The organism is Rhodoferax sp. AJA081-3 (assembly GCF_017798165.1).
In the GTDB taxonomy this organism is placed as follows: Bacteria; Pseudomonadota; Gammaproteobacteria; order Burkholderiales; family Burkholderiaceae_C; genus Allorhodoferax.
Map to the genome: position 1 here is coordinate 4,359,471 of NZ_CP059068.1, position 24,244 is coordinate 4,383,714.

Annotated in this window: 22 protein-coding genes; 15 read left to right on the forward strand and 7 right to left on the reverse strand. The window is 61.5% G+C overall.

Translation table 11 applies throughout. From position 1 onward, the window contains the following. Positions 1-14: 14 nt before the first annotated feature. Genes HZ993_RS20350 through HZ993_RS20365 form a run of 4 tightly spaced genes read right to left on the reverse strand, consistent with a single transcriptional unit; the run spans position 15 to position 6,333 of the window. Positions 15-1,811, reverse strand: coding sequence for a hypothetical protein (locus tag HZ993_RS20350; protein ID WP_209394520.1), 1,797 nt, complete (start codon positions 1,809-1,811; stop codon positions 15-17). Beyond that, positions 1,808-3,709: a heme-binding protein gene (locus tag HZ993_RS20355; protein WP_209394521.1), complete on the reverse strand. Its 1,902-nt coding sequence runs from the start codon at positions 3,707-3,709 to the stop codon at positions 1,808-1,810. The genes HZ993_RS20350 and HZ993_RS20355 overlap by 4 nt, the downstream gene beginning before the upstream one ends. After that, positions 3,706-5,475, reverse strand: coding sequence for a cytochrome c3 family protein (locus HZ993_RS20360; RefSeq protein WP_209394522.1), 1,770 nt, complete (start codon positions 5,473-5,475; stop codon positions 3,706-3,708). Before HZ993_RS20360 ends, HZ993_RS20355 begins: the two co-directional genes overlap by 4 nt. Positions 5,476-5,481: 6 nt before the next feature. After that, entirely contained in the window at positions 5,482-6,333 is an 852-nt protein-coding gene (locus HZ993_RS20365) for a hypothetical protein (protein WP_209394523.1), read from the reverse strand. A gap of 176 nt (positions 6,334-6,509) precedes the next feature. Between HZ993_RS20365 and HZ993_RS20370 the strand changes: the two genes are divergently transcribed. Both HZ993_RS20370 and HZ993_RS20375 read left to right on the forward strand, forming a co-directional pair. After that, a complete protein-coding gene (locus HZ993_RS20370) occupies positions 6,510-7,052 on the forward strand; it encodes an SRPBCC family protein (protein WP_209394524.1) in 543 nt (180 codons plus the stop codon). Positions 7,053-7,094: 42 nt separating this feature from the next. After that, positions 7,095-8,213 (forward strand): phosphoserine transaminase, encoded by a 1,119-nt coding sequence (locus HZ993_RS20375; RefSeq protein ID WP_209394525.1) that lies wholly within the window; start codon positions 7,095-7,097, stop codon positions 8,211-8,213. Positions 8,214-8,334: 121 nt separating this feature from the next. On the opposite strand, the gene HZ993_RS20380 is transcribed toward HZ993_RS20375, so the two are convergent. After that, positions 8,335-10,179 (reverse strand): histidine kinase, encoded by a 1,845-nt coding sequence (locus HZ993_RS20380; protein ID WP_245213710.1) that lies wholly within the window; start codon positions 10,177-10,179, stop codon positions 8,335-8,337. Between the two features lie 132 nt (positions 10,180-10,311). On the opposite strand from HZ993_RS20380, the gene HZ993_RS20385 reads away from it, so the two are divergent. Continuing rightward, entirely contained in the window at positions 10,312-12,534 is a 2,223-nt protein-coding gene (locus tag HZ993_RS20385; protein WP_245213711.1) for a PhoX family phosphatase, read from the forward strand. 14 nt (positions 12,535-12,548) lie between these two features. On the opposite strand, the gene HZ993_RS20390 is transcribed toward HZ993_RS20385, so the two are convergent. Next, positions 12,549-13,568, reverse strand: a complete 1,020-nt coding sequence (locus HZ993_RS20390) for a pirin family protein (RefSeq protein ID WP_209394528.1) — start codon at positions 13,566-13,568, stop codon at positions 12,549-12,551. A 126-nt stretch (positions 13,569-13,694) separates the two neighbouring features. Between HZ993_RS20390 and HZ993_RS20395 the strand changes: the two genes are divergently transcribed. After that, positions 13,695-14,873, forward strand: coding sequence for a sialidase family protein (locus HZ993_RS20395; RefSeq protein ID WP_209394529.1), 1,179 nt, complete (start codon positions 13,695-13,697; stop codon positions 14,871-14,873). A gap of 8 nt (positions 14,874-14,881) precedes the next feature. Next, positions 14,882-15,586 (forward strand): hypothetical protein, encoded by a 705-nt coding sequence (locus tag HZ993_RS20400; protein ID WP_209394530.1) that lies wholly within the window; start codon positions 14,882-14,884, stop codon positions 15,584-15,586. Here HZ993_RS20400 and HZ993_RS20405 read toward each other — a convergent pair. Beyond that, positions 15,565-16,152, reverse strand: coding sequence for an adenylate/guanylate cyclase domain-containing protein (locus HZ993_RS20405; RefSeq protein WP_209394531.1), 588 nt, complete (start codon positions 16,150-16,152; stop codon positions 15,565-15,567). The genes HZ993_RS20400 and HZ993_RS20405 overlap by 22 nt on opposite strands. Before the next feature lie 142 nt (positions 16,153-16,294). On the opposite strand from HZ993_RS20405, the gene HZ993_RS20410 reads away from it, so the two are divergent. From HZ993_RS20410 to pstS, 10 genes are all read left to right on the forward strand, one after another. Next, positions 16,295-17,008 carry an autoinducer binding domain-containing protein gene (locus HZ993_RS20410; RefSeq protein WP_209394532.1) on the forward strand — a complete coding sequence of 238 codons (714 nt, stop codon included), beginning with the start codon at positions 16,295-16,297 and terminating at the stop codon, positions 17,006-17,008. A gap of 13 nt (positions 17,009-17,021) precedes the next feature. Then, positions 17,022-17,405, forward strand: coding sequence for a DUF4902 domain-containing protein (locus tag HZ993_RS20415; protein ID WP_209394533.1), 384 nt, complete (start codon positions 17,022-17,024; stop codon positions 17,403-17,405). A 93-nt stretch (positions 17,406-17,498) separates the two neighbouring features. Then, a complete protein-coding gene (locus tag HZ993_RS20420) occupies positions 17,499-18,095 on the forward strand; it encodes an acyl-homoserine-lactone synthase (protein WP_305847090.1) in 597 nt (198 codons plus the stop codon). Then, positions 18,089-18,775: a type IV pili methyl-accepting chemotaxis transducer N-terminal domain-containing protein gene (locus tag HZ993_RS20425; RefSeq protein WP_209394534.1), complete on the forward strand. Its 687-nt coding sequence runs from the start codon at positions 18,089-18,091 to the stop codon at positions 18,773-18,775. Before HZ993_RS20420 ends, HZ993_RS20425 begins: the two co-directional genes overlap by 7 nt. A gap of 21 nt (positions 18,776-18,796) precedes the next feature. Then, on the forward strand, positions 18,797-20,233 hold the full coding sequence (locus tag HZ993_RS20430; protein ID WP_209394535.1) for an ATP-binding protein: 1,437 nt from the start codon (positions 18,797-18,799) through the stop codon (positions 20,231-20,233). Further along, positions 20,233-20,601 carry a response regulator gene (locus HZ993_RS20435; RefSeq protein ID WP_209394536.1) on the forward strand — a complete coding sequence of 123 codons (369 nt, stop codon included), beginning with the start codon at positions 20,233-20,235 and terminating at the stop codon, positions 20,599-20,601. The genes HZ993_RS20430 and HZ993_RS20435 overlap by 1 nt, the downstream gene beginning before the upstream one ends. Position 20,602: 1 nt before the next feature. Beyond that, the gene (locus tag HZ993_RS20440; protein ID WP_209394537.1) at positions 20,603-21,049 is read left to right on the forward strand and encodes a chemotaxis protein CheX; all 447 of its coding nucleotides are present in this window, start codon (positions 20,603-20,605) and stop codon (positions 21,047-21,049) included. A gap of 16 nt (positions 21,050-21,065) precedes the next feature. Next, on the forward strand, positions 21,066-22,079 hold the full coding sequence (locus HZ993_RS20445) for a sulfate ABC transporter substrate-binding protein (RefSeq protein WP_209394538.1): 1,014 nt from the start codon (positions 21,066-21,068) through the stop codon (positions 22,077-22,079). 42 nt (positions 22,080-22,121) lie between these two features. After that, a complete protein-coding gene (locus HZ993_RS20450) occupies positions 22,122-23,180 on the forward strand; it encodes a hypothetical protein (RefSeq protein WP_209394539.1) in 1,059 nt (352 codons plus the stop codon). Positions 23,181-23,199: 19 nt separating this feature from the next. Next, positions 23,200-24,237: a phosphate ABC transporter substrate-binding protein PstS gene (gene pstS, locus HZ993_RS20455; protein WP_209394540.1), complete on the forward strand. Its 1,038-nt coding sequence runs from the start codon at positions 23,200-23,202 to the stop codon at positions 24,235-24,237. The last annotated feature ends 7 nt before the right edge of the window (positions 24,238-24,244 follow it).

The window sequence follows — 24,244 nt, forward strand, 5'->3', positions numbered from 1 at the left end:
GTGGTCTTGTGCTGTTAGAAGGTGAGCAACAGGTTGACCAGCACCGAGTAGGGCCGCTCGCCGCTATCAAACAATTGCCTGTAGCCCCGACCGGGCTCCAGCGTGGCCACCGACGCGTTTATCACCACGTTTTGTGTGCTGAAGGGGCGGACCTGCACACCCACGGAGAGGTCGGTGCCCAGGTGGCGATCCACCGGCCCTTGGTTGCGCAGGTACTGCAACACGGAGGTGTCGGCAAAGGAAATGCTGGACAGGTTGACGAGCACCCGCACCTGCGGCGTTATGTCCATGTCTGCGCCCACACCCAACAACTGCAGGCCAGGGTTCACAAAATTGGATTGCCCCTGGTCCTTGCTGGAACGCAGGCTGGGCAACACACCATTGCGCCCGGACAGGGCCACACCACCACCGCCGATCAACGGAATAGCCTGGCGTATCCAGTAACTGGTGTCCGCCCCGGCAATTTGCGGGTTCTCGAAGATGGCATCAAAGCCGGTAGCGCGGCCGTCAAACGGGTCTTTGTCACCGGTGGACAGGATGCAAGTGGCGCGCAGGCGCAGCCAGTCAAAGTCGCGTGACAGTTCGGCCGCCGCAAAACCGGCTTCAATGCGCTGGGATTGTTGGGCGATGGGGTCGTAGCTGGCGTTACCCACGGCGGCATACAGCGCGGTCGTCAGGTTCCAGCGGCCAAAGTGGCCATCGCCGTTGGCGCCGAGGTAGGTCACGTCGTAGTCGCGGCCACGTACATCGCCGGTGATGGCCGGGCGCACCTGAAAGCCATTGCGGTCGTAGTAGTCATCGCCACCCTCGCGGTTGCGGTTGTGGGCGATGGTGAGTTGTGTGGTGTGGCCCAGCACCGGCCAGTCCTGCTGGTAGGCATTGGCGACAAACGTGTCGTCGCGGCGCATGCGCTGGGACACATCGTTCAGCCCCGAATTGGTGTCCTTCTCAAAGCGCCGCAACCAGGCCAGGTTGTACTGCAGGCGATTACTGTTGCGGTTGCCAAACAGGCGCGCACCCAGGGCCTGGTCATTGAACAGGAAGCCGCGGAAATCGGTGGTGAAGGGCTGTATGCCAACGCGCAGCGAGTCAAAGTCGTAATGGTCCGACACATTGCGCAGGTGCACATCGGCAAAGGCCTCCTGCACACCAAAGTGCCGGTCCTGGCGCGTGGTGCCTGTGCGTGGATCAACGTTCAAGCCACGCACTTCTTCTAAGCGGGCATCGGTCGCGTTGAAAGCGCCGGTGAACTTGAACTCGTAGTCTGGTGGTTTGAAGGTGGTGTTGCCCTTCACCACCGAGGCGCTAACGATGACGGTTTGTGCGAATACGGTCTGGCGGCCCTGGCCAAACACATCGTTGGCCTGTGGTCGCGCCGCCGACTGCGCGCCTACGGGTGTAGGCAGGTTGCGGGCTTCGACCAGGGTGTCCGACACCACACCCAGGTTCAAAAACCAGTCCGGCCCCCAACGGCGAAACGGTTCAAACGGGCGGTCACCTTTGAGCGTGTTCTGGTTGTACGGGTCCCAGCGACGATCCGGCACGCCCAGCTGTTCCACCAGCCGCCAGCGGTCGGGAATGGGCAGGCTGACGCGTGGGTCCAGCCGCTCGGGTGGGGGTACTTGGCGGGGGTCGATGTCGGGCAGTGTGAAGGTAAGCGGCTCGGACTGGGCACGTTTGAGTTCGATGGCGGGCTCGTTCTCAGATGGTGGTGGTACAGCCTGCGCGCAGGCCCAGGACGCCGTCAGCGCAGAGACCGCCAGCGACAGGGCGGTGCGCCGTGCTGGGCCCGGTTTCAAGAAGGGTGTCACAAGCCGGCGCATACGTTTTGTGCGTCGCTGTTGTTATACGGGGCCTGCGGGCATTGCACATAACGCAGCGGTCCGCCGGGCAGGGCCAGGCTGTCGGCTCGCATGTTGGTGGGGGCGTGGCCCAGCCCTGTACCCAAAATGCGTGATGCGTTGGCAATGCCCAGGAAGGCGACCATATCGTCCTGGTCCACCCCGTCACCCGATACACCGACTGCACCAACCAGCTGTGCCGTACTGCCGCTCACACGGTACAGCGGAAAGCCACCAGGAAAGATCTGCAGCCCATTCTTCAGGTTGGGTAGGCCAGTGCATCCTACGGCGGGCAGGGGTGGTGTGCCGGTAATGGCATTGATGGAGAGGTCCAGCTGCAGGCCGGTGCTGAAGGGGCTCCACGCCGGAAGCGGTTTGGACAGGGGCCCGTTGCCGGTGGCGGTTATGCCGTCAGGGAAGAGTGGGCGGGCTAGGTTGCCCACGCTGCGGGCACTAAAGGCCAGGCCGTCCGACAGCGCAGTGGGTCGGTTCAGAAAGTTGCGCAGCTGGGTCACATAGCTGCCTATGGACGATGTGGCGACAGGATTCAGGTAGCTGGCATCGGGCAATGCCTGCAGTGCAGCGCCACTGCCGGGGTTGGAAAAAAAGGCGGCGCTGCGGGCCTTTTGCACAGATACATCCAAGGAGAAGACCGGTGCATCGGGGGAGCGGGCAATCCCCAGTATGTCGCCATCCACACCCACGACCGAGACGGTAATTTGGGCGGTGGAGCCGGAGGGTTTGCGAATCTGTGCACGGCTGCGGTTGGCCACGTCCAGCGCAGAAGCCAGCAACTGGCGGGCTTCGGTGGCGGTAACCAGGCCGTCGGTGCTTGCACGGGGCGGGTACAGGTTGTTGTTGGCTCCGTCCACCACGATATAGGCGTTGTGTGTGGCAAAGCCTGCGCTGTCCGCACGCAAGCCCGAGTCCACACTGCCAAAGGCCACACCTGGCCGGACGGGTGGATCGAAATAGCCCGCCACCGCCAGCAGGCTGCCCGGCAGTGTGGACAGCCCGGGTGTTGCTGTGCTTGCACCGCCGGCGACTGCATCCACATAACGCAGGCTGCGCCCATCCAGTGTGATGCGGTTGGCGGTGATGTCGGCTGGCGCCTCGAAGCCCCGCACCGCAGCCAGCGCGAGCTGTTCATCGAGGTCGTTGTCGATATTGCGGATGTCCACATCCAGCCCGTACACACCATCGGCCATTACACCCACGCCGCCGACCAGGCGCCCACCCTTGTACACCGGCAGCCCACCAGGATCGGCAGACAGGCCCAGGGGGGCACGCTTGGGTCCCAGGCTGGCGTCGGACTGCTTGCGCATCAGGTCAGAACAACCCAGCTGTGAAAACTGCACACCAAACAAAGGCCCCGACGGCTGGTTGGCCTCCTGCGGGTTGAAGTTTTGCTGCACGATTTGGCTGGCAGTGCGGGTGGAAAAAGCATTGCCCGCGCTGGACAGATAGGCGCCGGTCAGGGCCTTGCTGATAGCGGCCAACGTGCTGGGCAATGTGTCCACCTGCTCCAGCCCGCCGCGCACGCCGCGGCCACCGTTTATGCGAAAGGTACTGGCCGCGCCGGGCATGCTGAACACCGCCAGCACATTGCCCACGCGGTCGGTCACCGCAATGGTGGCGCGTGCACCCAGGGCCTGGGCTTGCACAACGGCCTGGGACACCAGGGTTTCCACCTCGGCAGTACTTAGTGTGTCGGCGGCACAGCTATTGCCGCAGCCGGGCACGACCGCAGGCGCCGCTGCAGGGGCGCTACCACCGCTACCACCGCAGGCCAGCAGCGTCAGGGCCAGTGCCCAAACCAGCCATTTCCCACGTTGGGCCCATGGGGGCTGAGTGATGGGCGTTGTCATGGCGCAGAAGCCGCTGGGCTTGGGCGGGCCTGCCCGGTCTTGGTGGCAGCAAAACTGGCATGTACAACGGGGCTGTGGAAGTCATGGCAGCTGTTGCACTGGCTGATTACCTTGTCCGGCAGGGCCACGTTCAGGTTGAGCCGGTGGGTGCCGATGTGGCAATTGCGGCAGGTGGTGATGGAGGGAATCAGGATATCCGTGCTGGCCTTGGATTGTGCGGCTGCGTGGCAACTGCTGCAGGTGGCGTTGGCGTGTTGTGCATGGGCAAATTTGGATTTGGGCAACCAATGGTCATTGCCCAAAACCGGCTGCACCTGCCAGTCCGGCAGACTATCGGCGCCCGGGCTGGCCCCGCGGGTGATGCTGTGGCAGGTCAGGCAGGTGCCTTTGGGGTTTTCAAACATGTCGGTGGCGGCGGCCAGCGTCTTGTCCTGCACCCAGCGTGCGGCGGTGCTGGAGAGGGCGCGTGTTGCAGGGATCTGTGGGCCCTGCAGCAAGGAGTTGACGGTGACCACCTGGGAGGGCGTTTTTTCCAGCACCAGCGCAGAAAAGCGGTCGCGCAAAGCCTGGGTGACCGGCGCGGGCTTGGCATGCGGCACCTGGCGGGCGGGGCTTTGGGCGTCCATGCCCAATTGGTGGCAACGGATACAGGCCTGCTCCATTCGGACCGGCTGGAAGCGGACCTGGGCGCTATCGAGCAGGTGGCAACTGTTGCACTGCAGGACAACCCGCCCGCCCTTGCCGCTGGGGCCATCAGGGCTTCTGACGCCCAGGATGGACAGGTGGACGTCGTGCGGAAATTTGAGGCCGCTGGCCTCCTGGAGCGTAGGCGTGTGGGCGAAGCGCTGTAGCACATCCGGGTTGGCGCTGACCTTCATGGTCAAGCGAAACTCGGGGTGGGAGGTTGCAAAGTCGCCCACATTGGGCAGGTTGCTGGTGGGGGCCACGGTCTGGACATTGCTGTGGCATTGTTCACAGCCCACCGCATCAACCTTTTTCATGCTGTCCTCGCCCTGGTGCTCCTTGTGGCAGTTGGCGCAGCGCTCAGCGCCAAAAACCTTGGCCTGCAGGCTCCTGTGGGACGGTATGTGTGGCCCCGCAGACTGGTGGCACGAGACACATGCCAGGTCACGCACCCGTTCAAACGGTTTGGTGTGGCAGTTCTGGCATTGGTTGCCAATGGGTTTATGGGCCGAGGAGATGGGGCCAGGGTTCCAGATGGCGTCCAGCTTGACAGGGGCCGGGCCCTCCAGCGTCAACACCATAGGCTCGTAAGCCTGCCAGAGTGGCAGTACCAGCAATACCAGGCCCAGCAGCAGTGCCGCCAACCACGACAGGCTGCGCAGGCCGACCAGCGACCGGCGAAAGCCGCCTTGTGAGGGGGCCGTGTCGGCACGGGTTTGGCGCACCGGTTTGTGGGTGAACTGCAGCTTGAGCAGGGGCTGGGTGATGTCAGGCCCGTGGTCCACTTCCGTGACGACAAACTCAAACGGCCCGATCAGGATCACCTGCCCGGGTGCCAAGCGCACTAGGTCTGCCGCGCGGCCGTCTACCTGTACCGTGCCACCCACACCTTCCAGAATCAGGTAGCCGTCCTCGGCGCGGCGGATACTGGCGTGCTCCAGCCGCACCTGGGGCTCTGGCAGGTAAATCTTGCAGGCGGCGGCGCGCCCCAGGCTCAGGGTCTCAGATACCGTAGCCCGTGCCACCCGGGAGGCGGTTTCTCCGCCCTGCGCCGTGGTTTCTACGATGGTGCAGCGGATCATGCGGTGCTACCAGTAAATGAATACTGACACGATGTGCGCCACCAGCGCCACCAGCAGCCCCATGGACAGCGGAACATGCAGCCACAGCCACAGCCGCAGCTTGGCCGTCAGGCGGTGGGCCTTGCGGATCCGGTCAACCAGGCCTTTGCGCCGCACCATTTCGCCATAGATCTCGCGGCCTGCGCGGGCAGATGCCGCGTCTATGTTCTGGTTCAGCCGCTCCATAACGCTGATGGCGGCCGTCGTCGGACAGCCTTTGGCGACCGTGCCTAGCAGGTTCTCCAGTGCGGTACCCTGCAGCCGGGTGTTGTTGGCGGCGTCCAGTATCAGCGTGTTGTATTGGTCGGGCAGGGTGAGTGCCAGGCGCTGGGCCTGCGCGTCGATGTCCTGCAACTGCAGCATCATGGACGACAGGGTGTCGTCACCCATGGTGGCGGTCAGACGCGAGGGCACACGGCTGAAAACTACCACTCCATAGATGCCGCTGCCAACCACCACCCACATCAACAGGTAGGCTGCGGAGTGGTTGTTCCAGCCCAGCTCAAAACCGCTGTGCAGGGTGGCCACAATGACCACGGCGCATCCCAGGTAGACATGGGCCGACAACCAGCCCTGTGTGTTGGAACTGCTGGTGTAGTGGCGCTTGCGAATCCCCAGCCACGCCAGCCAGACCACCATGCTGGTGGCGACCACTCCGAAAAAATAGCCGGGCCAGGTTCCGCCGTAACTCATCTTTCCCGGTGTGTGGAAGACATACAGGCGGTGCCACACATAAAACAGGGTGCTCAGGGCAACCAGCCACCACGCCAGCTTGAGGTAGCGGAAATGCCGATACTCCAGAAAACCCAGATGTTTCATGCAGGCCCCTGTCAGATCCCGCACGGTGTACGGAGGAAATGGGATTTCAGATCATACGGGCAGACCACCAGCCAGCGGTACATTCGTAACAATTTGATGCACGGACGCGACGGCGCTGCGCGGTTGGGCATTGGGTATAGTGCTGCGGTGTTCAACCGTCCACTGAGGAGCCGACCATGGTCAAGAAAATTGTTGTGGGGCTATTGGCCGCCATTGCGCTGCTGCTCATCTTTGCCGCCACCCGCCCTGACAGCTTTCGCGTAGAGCGCCGCATTGCCCTCCAGGCGGACCCTGCCAAGGTCTATGCCTTGCTCAATGACTTTCACCATTTCCCTAGCTGGTCCCCCTGGCAAAGCCTAGACCCTTCTATGAAGGTCACCTACAGCGGTGCCGCGAGTGGGCAGGGCGCGGTCTACGAGTGGTCGGGCAATGACGCCGTGGGTGCAGGGCGCATGGAAATACTCAAAACCGTGCCCAACACCAGCGTGACCGTCAAGCTTGACTTTCTCAAACCCTTTGAAGCCCGCAACACCGCCGAATACACAGTGGCCGCTGCCGGTGGCACGACAACGGTGACCTGGGCCATGTACGGCCCCAGTCCCTTCATCTCCAAAGTCATGGGCGTGTTTGTTAGCATGGACAGCATGATTGGCAAAGACTTTGAACGCGGTCTGGCCAATCTCAAGGCCGTTGCCGAAAAGCCAGCCGCTGCCCCCTAACCCTTTGGGTTTCCACTTTAGATTTTTCGACCCGAGACCACGATGCAACCCACGGTTAAACCCCAGAACCCCCACTTTTCTTCAGGCCCCTGCAGCAAGCGCCCGGGCTACGATGTTTCCAAGCTGCAACTGGATACGCTGGGCCGTTCACACCGCTCCGCGATAGGCAAGAAGGCGCTGGGTCTGGCCTGTTCCGAGACGGCCCGTATCCTGGGCCTGCCTGCCGGCTACCGGGTGGCGGTGGTGCCCGCATCGGACACCGGTGCGGTGGAGATGGCGTTGTGGTCCCTGCTGGGGCCACGCGGTGTGGATGTGCTGGCCTGGGAAACCTTTGGCGCCACCTGGGTCAACGACATCGTCAACCAGCTCAAGCTGCCCGGTGTGAATGTCATCGACGCGCCCTATGGTGTGCTGCCGGACTTGGGCCGCGTGAACTTTGACAACGATGTGGTCTTTCCCTGGAACGGCACCACCTCGGGTGTGAAAGTGCCCAACGGCGACTGGATTCCGTCAGACCGTGCCGGCCTGAGCATTTGCGACGCCACTTCGGCTGTATTCGCGATGGAACTGCCCTGGGACAAGCTGGACGTCGCCACCTTCTCCTGGCAAAAGGTGTTGGGTGGTGAAGGCGGGCACGGCATGCTGGTGCTGAGCCCACGCGCCGTGGCCCGGCTGGAAAGTTACACACCGCCCTGGCCCCTGCCCAAAATCTTCCGCATGACGGCCAATGGCAAGCTGATGGAAAGCCTGTTCCAGGGTGACACCATCAACACACCGTCCATGTTGTGTGTGGCTGACTACCTGGACGCACTGGCCTGGGTGGACAGCCTGGGGGGTGTGCAAGCCGTCATGGCGCGCAGCCAGGCCAACCTGAAGATCATCGAGGACTTCGTCGCCACCCACGACTGGATTTCCTTTTTGGCCCAGGACCCGGCCACCCGCTCCAACACCAGTGTGTGTTTGACGCTGGCCGTCAGCGATGCGCAGGTCAAGCAAATGGTGGCCCTGATCGAGGCCCAGGGCGTGGCCTATGACATTGGCGCCTACAAAGACGCACCGGCGGGCCTGCGTATCTGGTGCGGCGCCACGGTGGATGCGGCGGACCTGCAGGCCCTGCTGCCCTGGTTGGTCTGGGCCTATGCACAGGTGACTGCAACCTAAGCGGGCCGCTGCAGAGCGGAAAATTGCAAACAGTGTCAACTAATATGCTATAAATAGTATAGCTATTAAGTGAGTGTTCACGGGGGCTGGAGGCATATTTTGCTAACAAGAGCCCGGCCAGTCAGCCTAGCAGGATCTCTACCTCGGTTTTTCCGGCCTGGCTGCTGATATGCAATTGCGCACCGATGGCAATGGCTCGGTCTTCCATGGATGCAAGGCCTTTGCGCGTCACCGTCCGGGTATCAAAACCCAGACCGTTGTCGCAGACACGGATGCTCACGCCACCGGCGCTGTGCAACGCAGGGGTGGCCTCAATACGCAGCACACTGGCCTGTGCATGCTGCATGGCGTTGGACAGGGCCTCGAACAGGATGTACTGCAACTGGCGCATGGCGCTGGCGTCCAGACGTGGTACGGTGGGCAGCGGTACTGTGGCCCACTCCAGCGACAGGCCCATGGCCTTGAAGCGTGGTTCCAGCCGGTAGCGCAGGTTGGCCAGCAAGGCCGTCACGTCGCCCGGTGGCAGGTTCAGGGCATCGATGGACAACTTGAGCTGATCCAAAGAGTCCTGCAAGGTCAGCAATATCTCGTCGGGGTTGGCATGGCCCGACCGCAACTGCCGTATGGCCGACGTGATGTGGGAGCCCACGCCGTCGTGCATGTCCCGCAGGATGCGGGCGCGTTCCTGTACACGTTCTTGCTCGCGCGCAATCGCCTCCATGCGCTGGTAGGTGCGGGACAGTTCCTGCTCCTTGTCCAGCACCCGCACGGCCAGCGAATCCAGCATGTCACGCACCCGCAGGTTGGCGCTGCGAAAACGCTCGATCGCGATAGCCCCCAGCGCCAGACCAAACAGGGTCGCCGTGTAACGCAGATAGGCCTGGTTCCCAAAGGCTTCGCCAATGCGCATCACATAGAAGTCATGCACACCCACTGGGACATTGATGACAAAGGCCAGTGCGACCATGCGCTGCATGCCACCTCTGCCTTTGCGCAGAGCCTGGGTCACAAACAGCAGGCTGGAGGGCACAAAAATCAATGCAAACGCCGCCTGCCACAGTGTCAGCAGCAGCGGCTTGTGCAGGGAAATGGCGAAGTAGGCCACCAGGGGCCCTGCCAGTAACAGCCCACCCAGTATGGCCTGCACCCATTGGCTGGCAGGCCGGCCTGCCCAGCCCGCAATGGTGTGGCAGAACATGAGCAGGGCGCTGAGCCATACGGCGAGCGCCGTATTGATCGTGACGGACCACCAGGCCCAGGGCAAGGGCGGGCGCTCAATCAGCGTATCACCGATGAAGAAGGCCCAGGCAAACTCGGCCAGTGCAGCAAACAGGTACAGCCGGTCCCGCACACCACGGCGCTCCGGCCGTGGGTCTGTTTGTGATACCCAGAGCACAAAGGCAAAAACGCCCACAACCAGGCTGAAGACGGTAAAGACACCAGAGCCCCCCACGCGGATGGCGTACTCTCGCTGGTACAGGGGTTCCAGTTCGTCCTTGGGGCCGACCCAAACCGCGGGTACGCCAGAGCGGCGCCCGCTTTCGGAGCGAATGGTGACCTCCAGCTGGTTGTGCGGCAGCAGCACACCCGCCGGTATGCGAACAAAGCGGGGAACCTTGGCGTAGTCGCTGCCGGTGGCTTCGCTGATGGACCCATTGGCATCCAGCACCACACCATTGAGTTTGACCTGGTAGGCGTTGCCCAGGCGGTGAAAGTACAAGGCCCACGGTGAAGGGACGGTGATAGGACCTTCAAAGGCCATCACAAATCGGCCTACACCGGCCTGACCCTTGTGGTGAAAGTCCCATCCATAGGGCAGTTGTACGTCGACTGACTGGGTCTGCTCGCCTAGCGTGAGCGTAGCCTGGGCTGTACGCAGTTGGAGCACCGCCGCATGCGACACCGTAAGCCAGGCACAACACAAGACCGACAGCAGGCACCGCGACGAACAGGCAATAACGCGCATCGGTTGATCGTACCCGCATGCCATGGGCCTGTCGTTGCAGATTCACGAAAACGTCATCGATTCGACACGGAGACGTCACGGCCGCTCACTATCGTTGGCGATCGCTTAACCAACTACCTTAGGACACGCCCCGTGAGCACACTGAACGACTTCAACAACGAGAATTCCAACACCTCGGACAACCCCACATTTGACAGCGTATTAAAGGCCCGCCTGAGCCGCCGCGGCATGTTGCTGGGCAGCATGGCCTCGGTTGGCACCGCCGTTCTGGGTGGTACTGCGCTGACCGCCTGCGGTGGTGGTGGCACAACAGCCGTGGCAGCTACCACACCGGTTGCCGCAGCCATCACGCTGGGCTTTGGCGCAGTGGCCAAGAGCCTGGCCGACAAAGTAACCGTGCCCGCGGGCTACACCGCAAGTGTGATCTACGCCCTGGGTGACCCCATTTTGAATGGCGCCTCCGCCTTCAAGAACGATGGCAGCGACAGCGACTTCGAGAACCGCGGGGGTGACCACCACGACGGCATGGAGTGGTATGGCCTGAGCGCCACCGGCCAGCCATCGCTGACATCCACCGACCGCGGCCTGCTGGCTATCAACCACGAAGCCACTACGGACGAGACCCGCAGCTCCTTCTTCCTGCACACCAACGGTGGTACATCCACGCTGCCACGGCCTGCCGCCGAAGTGGACAAAGAAGTGGCCGTACACGGGATTGCGGTGGTCGAGGTCAAAAAGACCGGCGACAGCTGGGCCTATGTCAAAGACTCGGCCTTCAATTTCCGCCTGACACCTTTGAGCGATGTGGAAATGGCCGGCCCCGTGCGTGGCAATGCGCTGATGGTGACCAAGTACTCCACCAATGGCACCCGCACCCGTGGCACGTTGAACAACTGCGGGACCGGCAAGACCCCTTGGGGCAGCTTTTTGACCGGTGAAGAAAACTGGGCGGGCTACTTCTTCCGCAACGCCACCGACAACACGGCCCGCGCCAACGACAAGAGCGTGACCGCGCTCAACCGTTATGGCCGCGCACAGGGCGCCGCTTCACGCCACGGTTGGGAGACCGGTGGCAGTGCCGACAAGTACATGCGCTGGGACAACAGCAAGCTGGGCACCAGCACGGACGGCAGTGACGACTGCCGTAACGAGATGAATGGCATGGGCTACATCGTCGAAATTGACCCGTACGACAAGACCCGTACCGCCAAGAAGCGCAGTGCCCTGGGCCGCTTTGCGCATGAAAGCGCGGCCTTCAGCGTGCCCACCGCCGGCAAACCGCTGGGCGTCTACATGGGTGACGATTCCCGCAACGAATACATCTACAAGTTTGTGTCCGCTGCCAACTGGGATGCCGCCGATGCCGCCCCCGCGAACCGCATGGCCGCTGGCGACAAATACCTGGACAACGGCAAGCTTTACGTAGCCAAATTCAACAGCGATGGCACTGGCCAATGGATTGAGTTGTCCATCAGCAACCCGACGATTGCAGCGTACGCCGGCTACAAGTTTGCCGACCAGGCCGATGTGTGTGTGAACGCCCGCCTGGCAGCCGATGCCGTTGGCGCCACCAAGATGGACCGCCCTGAGTGGTGCGCGGTGAACCCCGCCAATGGCGAAATCTACTACACGCTGACCAACAACAGCAACCGTAATGTCAACGCTACCGGCAGCAGCCAGTTGGTGCCCGACAGCACCAACCCCCGTGCCTACACCGACATGAAGGGCAGCAGCGCCCAAAACGGCAACCCCAATGGTCACATCCTGCGTGTGAAGGAAGGTGCCGCCGGTGCCGCCGCCACCACGCTGACATGGGATATTTACGCCTTTGGTGCTGAGTCGGGTGCCGATACCAGCAAGGTCAACCTGTCCAGCCTCACCAGCGACCAGGACTTCTCCAGCCCAGACGGTCTGGTGTTCAGCCCCAGCACCGGCATCATGTGGATTCAGACGGATGACGGCGCCTATACCGATGTGACCAACTGCATGATGCTGGCTGCCCTGCCAGGCCAGGTGGGTGACGGTGGCAAGAAGACCCTGAACTACACCAAGACCGATGGCAGCACATTGGCGGTCGATACGTATGTGGGCAAAACCCCCACCGCGACCACACTGAAGCGCTTTTTGGTGGGCTCGGCCGCCAGCGAAATCACGGGCCTGTGCGAAACGCCAGACGGCAAGGCCATCTTCATCAACATCCAGCATCCGGGCGAAAACACCAAGATGGCGGATATTGCAGACCCCAGCAAATACACCAGCCAGTGGCCCAGCAACGCGGGTTATGGTGCGGGCAAACGCCCCCGCTCCGCCACCATCGTGATCACCAAGAACGACGGCGGCAAGATCGGCACGTGATGTAGGCGTGGGGGCTAACGAGCTTCCACGCGCCCATCGGCATGTTTGGCAAAGCGCCCCTGCTCGCGGGGGTGCACCGGGTCGCTGGCGGGCCAGGGCCAGCCACCGAATTCCGTGCGGCGGTAGTCCAGAAAGGCCTGCTGGATCTCGGCCTGCGTGTTCATGACAAAAGGACCGTACTGCGCGACCGGTTCGCCAATGGGCCGACCCTGCAGTACCAGCACCTCGGTCAGATCGTTGCCGCAGACCAGCTCCGCGTCGGCTCCCGCCCGGAGTTCGACTGCGGACGCCGGCGGCACCGCCTGTCCGGCGATGGTTAGTGCTGAGCCCTTGAAGAAATACAACATGCGCCGCGTGCCCTGGCCCGTGGCGGCGGGCAGCGTCCAGCGGGCGCCAGGCTGCATCTTGATGGTCCAGATGGCGAGGTCGGCGTCGGGCTGGGATGCCCATGAATCCGGCGGTGGTGGCAGGCCCCGGGCATTGCCCAGGCTGCCGGCTACGCAGGCTACATCGGTGGCCTTGCCGTTGGTATCCACGGCGTTGACATGGGCAATGTCTTCGTGCCAGAACATCGTGAAGTGGGGTTGCACCATCTTGCTGCGAGCGGGCAGATTCAGCCAGATCTGAAACAGCTCCGCCGGGTTGGGTTGGTCGGTGTGCACCAGCGGAAACATTTCGCAGTGCACGATGCCCTTGCCGGCCGTGAGCCACTGCACATCTCCGACACCAAACCGTGCGGTAGCGCCTAACGAGTCGCTGTGGTCAATCAAACCTTGGCGGGTGATGGTGACCGTTTCAAACCCGCGGTGCGGGTGGGACGGAAAGCCGGGTATGGTGTCGCCGTGGTACATGCTCCAGCCATCTTTGCCCGCAAAATCCTGGCCGATATTGCGCCCGGCCAACGATGCCGCCGGTCCCATGGCGGCATTGCCCTGCGGGTAGGCGTCGTTGTGGTGCACACAAAAAAGAAATGGGTCCAGGGTCTGCCACGGAAAGCCCAGAGGCTGCATGCTGAGGATGGTGGGTGTAGTCATGCCCATGATTTTCACCGCAAGGTGATTCGCGCATGAGGGGCGGGGCTTTGGCCAGCACCTGCCACTCACCACCTGCCACTAAGATACCGGGGTTCCAACCACCCTGAGCGCCACGAATTGTTTGTATTGACCTTAGTCCAATCTGCCTACTGGCGCCTGTTGTGGGCCGTGGTGGCCGTGGGTGTGGTGCTGGTGGCGGACCTGTGGCAACGCCCCCGCCCGCCGTCTATGGCGCTTGCAGCGCCCCCCCAGTCCACCGCACCTGCTGACAGTGCGCAACTGCAAGTGGTTGCCAAAGGTGAGATTCCCATGCCAGCCGGCATGGCTGCCGCCCATGCCAGCAGTTTGTTGCCCATGCCCGCGGGCCACGCGGCGGCGCTCACCATCTTCTGGTTTTCGGGTGACCGTGAGAGTGGGCCCAATGTGCAGATCGCCGCATCGCAATACCTGCGGGCCACCGGGCAGTGGACCCCGGCACGGTTTGTCGTGAACCGTTTTGTGGCCGGTGAACAGTTGGGCCACGGCCTGCGCCGCCTGGGCAACCCGGTGGCCTGGATGGATGGCAAGGGCCGGGTCAACCTGTTTGTGGTGGCGACGGGTTGGGGGGGCTGGGCCGCGTCACGCATCCTGCACCTGCGCCAGAGCAGTGTGGGTACCAGTTTGGCCGAACTGGCGTTTGAGCCCGTGCGTGTGCTGCCGCTGTCGTGGTTGTGGAACACCAGTTTTTTGGTTCGCAACGCGCCGCTGGGCTTGCAAGACGGGGGCATGGTGTTGCCCGTGCATTTTGAGCTGGGCATCAAATACCCCATGGCTTTGCGTTTTGACCACGAAGGGGGCTACCGGGGCATGGTGCGTATGTCGCGGCGGCCCTATATGCTGCAGCCCAGTGTGGTTGCACAGACGCCCCAGCAGTGGCTGGCCTTTATGCGTGATGGTCGCCCCGATGGCAAGGTTGGCGTGGCACACACGATGGATGGTGGCCAGCACTGGACGGAACTGCCGGACCTGGCGTTGGACAACCCAGACGCAGCCGTGTCCGGCATAGCTGCAGCACCCGGCGAGATGCTGCTGGCCCACAACTCGTCCATTGCATCCCGCGGAACGCTGGACCTGAGCGCCTCCCGCGATGGCCGCAATTGGACCTTGGTCAAGACCCTGGAGCAGGGCGGGTTTGACGACGAGTTTTCCTACCCCGCACTGCTGTGGGCTGAGGGCAGTTTGTGGATCAGCTACACCGTGGACCGCAAGCGTATTGCCTGGCAACGTATGGCGTCGGTTGCTGCACCGGCGGGGGGCAAGCCATGAGTGGGCCTATGAATGACTGGCTGGCACACGTGCTGGCGACCAACACCCCCGCTCTGCCGTCAGCCATGGCCCTGCAGATCTGGTTGCACCTGGGCTGGAGTGTGGTGCTAGCCTGTCTGGGGGCCAACTTGGTAGGCCGGTGGCGGGTCGGCAGGCCGGGCAAGCTGGATGGATTGCAATGGGGCGTGGCACTTGCCCTGGGGCTGTGGGCCTGGCTGCCTGGCCCCTATTCACCCGCCTACTGGTTGGGGCTGGCGTTTCAAGCCCCCAGCATTGCTGTGGTGCTGTTGTGTGATGCCTTGCTGCGCAGCCGGTTTTTCTCCACCCGAACGGGGGCCAGCATCAACGAGCCCACCAACCCCGTAGCCTTGGCGCTCGCGGTAGCGGGCGTGTTGCTGGGTTGGGCGCTGTTGCTGGACAGTTTGGCCTTGCTACCGGTGCAGCTATATGCCTGGGGCTTCAGCCCGGCTGCCTTAGGGCTGGTTCTGTTGGCGGGGCTGGTGCCATGGGTAGTCGGCGCCGGAAAACCTCCCATGGGTCGTTCCCGGATGTGGGTGCTACCGGTTGCCGTGCTGGTGTTTGTGGTCTGGCGCCTACCCTCCGGCAATGTGTGGGATGCCGTGTTGGACCCGTGGTTGTGGTTGGTACTGCATGTTTTTGTGGCACGCGCGTTGCGCCGGGCATGGCGCCGTCACGGGGCCTCAAAGCGGTAAACAGTGCGGGTGCCAAACAGCACCCCACACTCCACAAACGGTTCACTGGCCAGCTCTAGGCGCAAGGTGTCTGTCGCCAATATTTGCCCGCCCTTGGCCATATCTTCCCCCAGCTTGGAGGCCGCGTTGACCTCGGCTCCCCACACCTCGTTGGCGCCTACACGCAGCACGGTGCCATAACCCAGGCCTATGCAGACTTCTATACGGTCCTCGGGTGCCCGCCCGGGGTTGACGGCCGCGGTGGCCGCCACCATGGCCCTTGCAGTGGCCAGCGCCTGGTGCGGGGCGTCGAAAACCACCAGCAGTGAATCCCCCTCGTGTTTGATACACACACCGTCCTGTTGAGCGATCAGTGGCATGAACAGCGTCTCGGACTCCTGGATCAGCTGCAAAAAATGCACGATGCCAAATGCCTCCACCACGCGTGAAAACCCCACCAGGTCGGTGAACATCACCGCCTGCACCCGCCCAAAGCGGGCGAAGATTTCCGCGTCTACAGCGGCACGGTCTGCGCCGGTCTGGCGTCGCCGGGTCAATAGGGATGCAAGTTCTTGTGCGTCAGTCATGTTCTGCATTTTTACACTGCTGCAGGTACACCTCAAGCCTCAGTGCCTACATACAAGGTCTGGCAGTTGCTGTATCCATTTGTTACGAACTATTGGCGATAAAAGGATTAACCTGCCCCATCGGTAAACCGAAGGAGAACCTATGAACACGTGGCAGGGTGACTTGCTGGGCATGGCTGACACGGCCTGTACCGTGGACCAGGTTTTTGAAAAAATCACGCACGCCTCGCAGGCTTTGGGCTTCGAGTACTGTGCCTACGGTCTGCGCTTGCCGACCCCGATTTCCAACCCCCGCACCATGATGCTGAGCAACTACCCGTTGGCTTGGCAGACGCGTTATGCAAGCCAAGGCTACCTGGCAGTGGACCCCACGGTTGCACATGGGCGCCATTCGCAATCTCCACTGGTCTGGTCCCACGCGGTGTTTGCCGCAACCCCTGATTTGTGGGACGAGAGCCAGTCTTTTGGCCTGCGCTTCGGATGGGCCCAGTCCAGCCTGGATGCGGTGGGTGTGGGTGGCATGTTGTCGCTGGCACGCTCAAGCGATGCCTTGTCGGGGGCGGAGTTGGCCACCCAGGAGGTGAAGATGCGTTGGCTGGTCAATATTTCACACCTTGCCCTGTCCCGTCTGTTTGTGTCTGAGCTGGTCAAGGAGGCGCAGCCCGATCTGACCGGCCGGGAGATTGAAGTTCTCAAGTGGACGGCAGATGGCAAATCGTCCAGCGAGATTGCGGACCTGCTGTCCATCTCGGAAAACACCGTGAACTTCCACATCAAAAACTCTGTCATCAAACTGCGCACGGCGAACCGCACCGCCGCAGTGGTGCGCGCTGCCATGCTCGGGCTGCTGAACTAAGGGCACTTGTCCCATGCACCTGTCGCCCGATGGACTGATACGCCTGACCGTTGACCAGTTGTTGTCAACGCCGTTGGAGCACCTGGTTTCGGGCGTGGACCTGGATGCCAATGGCCAGGCTGCAAGCTGCGGTACACAGACGTCGCTTTCGGGTTATACCGAGTGGATCAGTACCCGCGACCCCACGATTTCCATCGGTTGGGACTGGCGCCTGCAAACCCTGGCATCCGGTGTGCGCTGGGTGCGCGTGGGCTTGCCACGCAGCAACCTTATGTTGACGCAAGACACCGGCGCCGACACCTCCTGGCACGGCAACCTGGAAATCCTGGGCACCATCGTCGACGCCCTGGCGTGGCGCGAAATCTTGCCCGATGTGGTGGCCGCCCGTTACGCTTGATTACTTATTTTTTGAGAACCTACCAAATCTGGTAGTTACCCCGTAAAGATAGCCGCGCTTCAATGAATCTCCTCTTGTGAAAAAGGAGATGACGTGAACATCGTGACCGGAACACCCGCAGATCTTTCGGTAGAGATCATGGCCGGCGTTGCACGCTACCGCCACAGAGTCTTTGTAGAAAAACTGGGCTGGCAGCTACGGTGCGAAAACGCATTGGAATACGACCAGTTTGACCGGGATGACACGGTGTATGTTGTGGCCCATAACGCACACCACGAGGTGGTAGGCACTGCACGCCTGCTGCCCACCACACGCCCCTATCTGTTGGACGAGGTTTTCCCCCAGTTGCTGCATGGCATGGCGCCACCCCATTCACCCGACGTTTGGGAGTTGTCGCGGTTTGCGGCGGTGGACTTTAGCGTGCAGGGTAGCTCGGCCCTGGCGCAGTTTTCGTCACCCATTGCGGTTGGGCTGTTGCAGGCCTCTCTGGAGTGTGCCGCACGCCACGGTGCCAAACGTTTTATTACGGTTTCTCCCCTGGGCGTGGAGCGCCTGCTGCGTATTGCGGGTTTTCGGGCCCACCGCCTGGCGCCCCCGATGATCGTGGATGGAAACCCCGTATTTGCTTGCTCGATTGGCTGCGAGACCCACGGTGCCCCTACGGCTGCCAGAGAGTTGGCCTTATGCTGAACCTTGGCAAGTACCGATTGGTCATTCTGCTCACCGGATTGTTTCTGGTGATCTTTGGTGCGGTGATGGTGCTGACGTTTGTGATCTCGCGCCAGATTGCCACCGACGCGGTGTCGCTCAATCTGGCCGGTCAGCAGCGCACCCAGGTGCAGCAGTTGGTGAAGACCGTGCTGTTGCTGGAACAGGGCAACACCCAGGGTGTGATCGACAGCAATGGCGCCACCAGCTTTTCGGAACTGAAAGATCTCTACTCCACGGTAGATGCATTGAACGCCGCGCTGACTGCTTTTCGCGAAGGCGGCATGCAACTGGAGAGCGGAGCGCGGGTAGCGTTGACCCCACAAGACGACGTGCAAGCGGCAGCGTTCTTCAAACTGCTGGATGAGTTGTGGGCGCCCATCAACCAGCAAGTGCAGGCGTTGCGCAAGAAAGAAAACCCCACTTCCGATGATTTTGGCGCCCTGCTGCAGGTGCTGGTGCCCGACAACCTGAACTTGCTGGAGACCTCGAACCTGCTGACCTCGCGTATGGAAGCCTTGTCGGCGGGCAAGGCTGCCACCTTGCGCCAGATTCAGACCGGCGGGATTGCGCTGGCTTTTCTGAACTTTGCGCTCATCGTGTACGTTTTCTTGGGCCGCCTACGTGCCAGTGATAGCGAAGTGGAGCGTATGCAGGTGTAGACCGAGAACATTCTGCGCACCATGCAGGAAGGCCTCTTCCTGCTGGACAACAACTTCCAGATCGGCAGCCAGACCTCCAATGCGCTGAGCCAAGTGATGGGCACCACGGTCAAGCCCGGTGGCGATTTCCTGGCATTGCTCAAACCCATGGTGTCGCAAAAGACGCTGGACACCACCAAGGAGTACATCGAACTGCTGCTGCGCTTTGATGTGAAGGAAAAACTGGTTGCCAGCCTGAACCCGCTGGATGCGCTGGAGATCAACACCACCCGCGAGAACGGAACGGTGGAGACCCGCTACCTGAACTTCCGTTTCAACCGTGTGGTGGACAAGGGCAAGATCACTCACCTGCTGGTTACGGCATCCGACATTACACGCCGCGTCAAGCTGGAGCGTGAGCTGATCAACAGCGAACGCCAAGTGCAGGACCAGATGGCCATGATGGTCTACATCCTGCAGGCCGATCCCGGCCAGATGCGGGACTTTCTGGAAGGGTCGGTGGCCGGCCTCAACCGCATCAATGAGGCACTCAAGGGGGGATCGACGTCCGGCGTCGCCACGGCGGATATTGACCACTTCTTCCGTATTGCGCACCGCATCAAGGGCGACGCCGCGGCCCTCAACCTGCAGGCCATTGCAACATCGCTGCACAGCTTTGAAGACCTGTTGCAGGGCCTGCGCAACAAACCACAACTGCAGAACGAAGACCTGTTGCCGGTGATTGTGCGGGTGCGCTCCATCTATACCGAGCTGCATGCCATCCAGGAGGCGATGGCGCGGATTGCCCAAGTGCGGGGTGTGGTGAATGTGGAGCCACCCAAGCCGGCGCACGACCCGGTGCGGCAAAACTCGCCCTTTGTGGCCCATTGGCGCAACCTCACACAGCAAATTGCCAGCCGCAAAGGCAAGAAGGTGGATCTGACCTATCAGGGCGTAGACCTGGAAAAGATCACCAAAGCCATGCGCGAGACCATAGACACCATCGTCACGCAGTTCATCCGCAATGCGGTCACCCACGGTCTGGAAACCCCCCAAGAGCGGGCACACCAGGGCAAGCAGGAGCAGGGTGCTATTGCCGTGTATTTGTCGGAAGCCGGTGACGGTGCGCTGGAGCTGAGCTTCCGCGATGACGGCGCGGGCATCAATGTCGAGAAGCTGCGCGAGGCCGCGGTACGCATTGGCGCCTTGAACGCCGAGAAGGCCAAGGTGGCAGACGTGCGCCAGTTGACCGAACTCATTTTTAAACCGGGGTTCTCGACGCACGAATCGGTCGATGAGGACGCGGGGCGTGGTGTGGGGCTGGATGTGGTCAGAGACCTGGTGGCGCGGGTGCGGGGGCGCATCCATATCGGGACCGCGCCCGGAAAGTACTGCCACTTCCGGGTGCAGATTCCGTCGCACCTGTTTGCCTCATCCAATCTGGCAACACTGGCATTGCAGGCGGAGGCACATAGCTGATGGAACTCAAACTCATGATCATCGACGACTCCAACGTCATCCGCGGCAAGATCTCGCGCGCCCTGACGCGGCACAACATGCGTGTGGTGGCCACCGCCGCCAATGGAGAGGAAGCTGTGGAGCGTTTCCTGCCGGAGAAGCCCGACATCGTCACCATGGACCTGACCATGCCGCGCATGGACGGTCTGGAGTGCATCCGCAAGCTCAAGAAGATCAAACCGGATATCAAGATATTGGTGGTGTCCGCATTGGCCGACAAAGCCACCGCCATCCAGGCGCTGAAAGAAGGCGCACAGGGTTTCCTGTGCAAACCCTTTTCGGATGACGATTTGACCGAAGCGATGGACGAACTCTTATCAGGGGCTTGACATGGACGAAGACCAGCTACGCATCTTTGTGGGAATCGTTCAGAAGTACTTCGAGAGCGAGACCGGTAAAGGGCCGGACACCGGCAGCCCTTACCTGGGCGACGTGACCGACCTGCCCATGCTCGACTTCACGGGTGTCATTGGCATATCGGGTGTGCGCCAGGGCTGTGTCTACATCACGGCTGGGCCGGACCTGCTGCGCGCCTTGCTGCTGCATGTGGGGGAGACCGATGTGTCGGACCACAACCTGTGTGACCTGGCGGGTGAGATTGCCAACACCATTGCCGGCAATGCCCGTTTGCACTTTGGCCATGAATTCATGATCTCGGTCCCGGTCATTGTGCGGGGTGCCGCCCAGGCCATCCACATGCAGCGCAATTCCAAGGCCTATGTGATTCCGTTCCGGTGGCGTAAGCATCCGGCTTCGCTGGTCGTCAGTCTGCAGTGATGGGAGAGCCCCTTTTATGAATGCCTTGATCGTTATGCGCGCTGCCATAGCAGCGGCCCTGGTCCACGGACTGACGCCCGCTTGGGCAGACACGGTTTTGACCAATGCCTCCTACACCGCAACCAAGGAAATGTTTGCCGCCTACAACCCGGCGTTTGCGCGGTATTGGAAGGCCAAAACAGGCGAGGGGGTGCAGATCAACCAGTCCCACGCCAACTCCAGCACACAGGCCAGTCTCATCAACAGTGGATTCGCTGCGGATGTAGTGACTTTGTCCGTGCCGCTGGATGTGGACGAGATTGCCAGCAACCGCCTGGTGCCCGAGAACTGGAAACAGCGCCTGCCACAAAGCTCTACGCCCTATTACTCCACCATCGTGTTCCTGGTGCACAAGGGCAACCCCAAGGCCATCAAGGACTGGCCTGATCTGGTGCGCTGGGGTGTCCGTGTGGTCATGTCCAACCCCAAGTCGTCGGGCGGGGCGCGTTGGAGCCATCTGGCCGCCTGGGGTTATGCGCTCAAGAAGCCGGGCGGCAGTGAGGCCAGCGCGCGCGACTACCTGAAGCGGCTGTACAACAACAACAAGGTTCTGGAGTACACCGCGCGCGGCGCTTCCAATACCTTCGTGGGTCGCAAGCAGGGGGATGTGATGGTGTCCTGGGAGAACGAGGCCTTCCAGATCGTGGCTCAGTTCCCTGATCTGTTCCAGATTGTGGTCCCCTCCATTTCGGTGATTGCCGAGCCACCGGTTGCCGTCATCGACAAGGTGGTGGACCAGCGCGGATCGCGAAAGGTGGCAGAGGCCTATCTGCAATACCTGTACAGCGCGGAGGGGCAGTCCATTGCCGCCAGCCACTTCTATCGGCCGTCCGACCCGGCTGTGGCCAGCCAGTTCGAGAAGCAGTTCACCCCGCTCAAGCTGTTCAAGGTGGGCGACCTCTACAAAGACTGGCAAACCATAGACCGTGTCCATTTTCAGGACGGCGGAATTTTTGATCAGGTCTATGACCAGTACCGCAATGGATCATGACCGTTGCATAACTTTTGGACCCCGTTGCATGAAGGAGTTTCTATGAAAACCGCAAAGCCCGGCTTCATTAAGTTATTGCCTGTTGCCGCCTGCCCCTTGGTCCTGCTGGCCCACTCTTCGTTGGCAGTTGCGCAGGACCGGGCGGTAGAGGCCGCCATCACGCGTGACGTAGGCTTGATGGCCGCCCGCCTGGCGCAAATGTGCCCCGTTGCAGAGGCCTACAGCCAAGATGCCTTCGATACCTGCCGCAAGGGTCTCTTTGTCAGCCCGCAGGTACAGGCCATGCTAGGCCCCATCACCCTGTGGGGGCGCCAGCGCGAGCAAGGCGCTTTGTTGAAGGAAACCCACCTGACCCAGTTTGCGCCGGAAGTACTCACGGGTATGTATATGCCCTTGTTCATGTTTGATGGCAGCTACTCGGTCAGCTACTCGGTGCCCAATGCCATGTATGTGGCACGGTTGGGTGTTGGGTTCCGTAACAGGCTGCAGCCAGGGCAGTTTCCCTATCCCTTCTGGCATGAGGCCAACAAGTGGAATACCTATGAAAACGCGAAAGCCATGTTGTTTTGGTTTGATGCCAAATCCCTTAAGGCCCGCGTCGTTCAGTTCACGCAGCTGGGGGAGGGGGCGCCCTTGGTGGCGGTACAGCCTGTAGCCACGCCGGCATTCGAAGGCAAATGGATGTGGACCGACGCGCAAGGTAAAACGCAGCCTGCGGTCACGCTGTTTGATGGACTATTCAGTGAATCCAATCCCTATAAGCGCGATCTGGATGCGTCTTACCGTGTGTTGGCGTTGTCACTGCGAGAGAGCCAGTGTCTGCAATGCCATGTGCCCAACAACCCCCAGCGCTCGACCAAACTGGTGTTGTTGCAGTCTCCAGCCCATGCGGCGGCAGAGATCAAACGTTTGCTGAAACAGGTGCAGACCGACCGGATGCCCGTGGATGACTATGGCGTGGAGGAGTCGTTAACCGCAGAGGCCAAGACACTTCTGCTGGAGCGGGGCCGTGTGTTCGAGCAATTTGTTGACAAGGCCCATGCCTGGGAGCGTACACAGCGGCTTTCCAGCACAACAGCGGCCACAGGCAGCGTGCAGTAGTTTCTTATCTGGGGGATGTATGGGATTGAAATTTCCGCTCTCACTGTGTACCGCCTTCGCGGTGGTGGTGCTCGCCGTTCCTGGTGCGTGGTCTGCTGAGGTACTGGGTGCCGGTGCCTCGCTTCCCGCGCCGGTGTATGCCAAGTGGGCCAAGGCCTACAAACAATCGTCCGGTACCAAGGTGGTGTACCAGTCCATAGGTTCCGGCAGCGGCGTGGCGCAGATCACGGCCAAGTCCGTTGACTTTGGTACCTCGGACAGCCCCTTGTCGAGTGCCGTTCTCGAAAAAAATGGTCTGCTGCAGTTCCCCACCATGCTGGGCGGCGTGGTGCCCATCGTTAACCTGCCCAACACCAAGCCGGGTGATGTCAAACTCACCGGCCCTGTTCTAGCGGACATCTACTTGGGGAAGATTGTGGTCTGGGATGACAGTGCCATCACCCAGGTCAACCCGGGTGTTTCATTGCCCAATCTGGCCATTGCAGTGGTACGGCGTTCCGACAGTTCCGGCTCCACCTTGCTCTTCACCGACTACCTGTCCAAAGTCAGCCCTGAGTGGAAGACTCGCCTGGGCCGCGGTGTCACCGTGCCGTGGACGGTGGGGCTGGGTGGCAAGGGAGACGATGGCGTCAGCAAGTTTGTACAGCGGTTGCCGGGTGCGATTGGTTTTGTGGACTATGGCTTTGCCCTGAACAACGCACTGAACTACACACAGCTCAAAAACCAGAGTGGTGTGTTTGTGGCCCCCAACCCCCAAAGCCTGGCTGCAGCTGTCAGCAGCAACTGGGAAAACTCAGGCTTTTCAGACATCCTGACTGAAGAGCGCAGCCAGGGTGCCTGGCCCATCACCGGGGCTACGTTCGCGTTGATCCGCAAGGTGCAGGACAAACCGGAACAGGCCCGTGAAATCATCAAGTTCTTCAATTGGGCTTTCAAGGAAGGCGGCAAGTCGGCCACGGAGGCGAACTACGTGCCGCTGGCCGATAGCACCGCCAAAGCAGTCACGGCCCAGTGGCAGGTGGTGCGCGACGGTACGGGCAAGCCGTTGTATGAGTAGTGCCAAC

Bases quoted from the DNA above. Each gene is read 5' to 3' on its own strand.
- HZ993_RS20375 (WP_209394525.1), top strand. From the start codon at position 7,095: ATGCAACCCACGGTTAAACCCCAGAACCCCCACTTTTCTTCAGGCCCC.
- HZ993_RS20390 (WP_209394528.1), bottom strand. From the start codon at position 13,568: ATGACTACACCCACCATCCTCAGCATGCAGCCTCTGGGCTTTCCGTGG.
- HZ993_RS20450 (WP_209394539.1), top strand. From the start codon at position 22,122: ATGAAAACCGCAAAGCCCGGCTTCATTAAGTTATTGCCTGTTGCCGCC.
- HZ993_RS20410 (WP_209394532.1), top strand. From the start codon at position 16,295: ATGAACACGTGGCAGGGTGACTTGCTGGGCATGGCTGACACGGCCTGT.
- HZ993_RS20360 (WP_209394522.1), bottom strand. From the start codon at position 5,475: ATGATCCGCTGCACCATCGTAGAAACCACGGCGCAGGGCGGAGAAACC.
- pstS (WP_209394540.1), top strand. From the start codon at position 23,200: ATGGGATTGAAATTTCCGCTCTCACTGTGTACCGCCTTCGCGGTGGTG.
- HZ993_RS20415 (WP_209394533.1), top strand. From the start codon at position 17,022: ATGCACCTGTCGCCCGATGGACTGATACGCCTGACCGTTGACCAGTTG.
- HZ993_RS20365 (WP_209394523.1), bottom strand. From the start codon at position 6,333: ATGAAACATCTGGGTTTTCTGGAGTATCGGCATTTCCGCTACCTCAAG.
- HZ993_RS20445 (WP_209394538.1), top strand. From the start codon at position 21,066: ATGAATGCCTTGATCGTTATGCGCGCTGCCATAGCAGCGGCCCTGGTC.
- HZ993_RS20430 (WP_209394535.1), top strand. From the start codon at position 18,797: ATGCAGGAAGGCCTCTTCCTGCTGGACAACAACTTCCAGATCGGCAGC.
- HZ993_RS20405 (WP_209394531.1), bottom strand. From the start codon at position 16,152: ATGACTGACGCACAAGAACTTGCATCCCTATTGACCCGGCGACGCCAG.
- HZ993_RS20425 (WP_209394534.1), top strand. From the start codon at position 18,089: ATGCTGAACCTTGGCAAGTACCGATTGGTCATTCTGCTCACCGGATTG.
- HZ993_RS20400 (WP_209394530.1), top strand. From the start codon at position 14,882: ATGAATGACTGGCTGGCACACGTGCTGGCGACCAACACCCCCGCTCTG.
- HZ993_RS20440 (WP_209394537.1), top strand. From the start codon at position 20,603: ATGGACGAAGACCAGCTACGCATCTTTGTGGGAATCGTTCAGAAGTAC.
- HZ993_RS20380 (WP_245213710.1), bottom strand. From the start codon at position 10,179: ATGCGCGTTATTGCCTGTTCGTCGCGGTGCCTGCTGTCGGTCTTGTGT.
- HZ993_RS20435 (WP_209394536.1), top strand. From the start codon at position 20,233: ATGGAACTCAAACTCATGATCATCGACGACTCCAACGTCATCCGCGGC.
- HZ993_RS20355 (WP_209394521.1), bottom strand. From the start codon at position 3,709: ATGACAACGCCCATCACTCAGCCCCCATGGGCCCAACGTGGGAAATGG.
- HZ993_RS20370 (WP_209394524.1), top strand. From the start codon at position 6,510: ATGGTCAAGAAAATTGTTGTGGGGCTATTGGCCGCCATTGCGCTGCTG.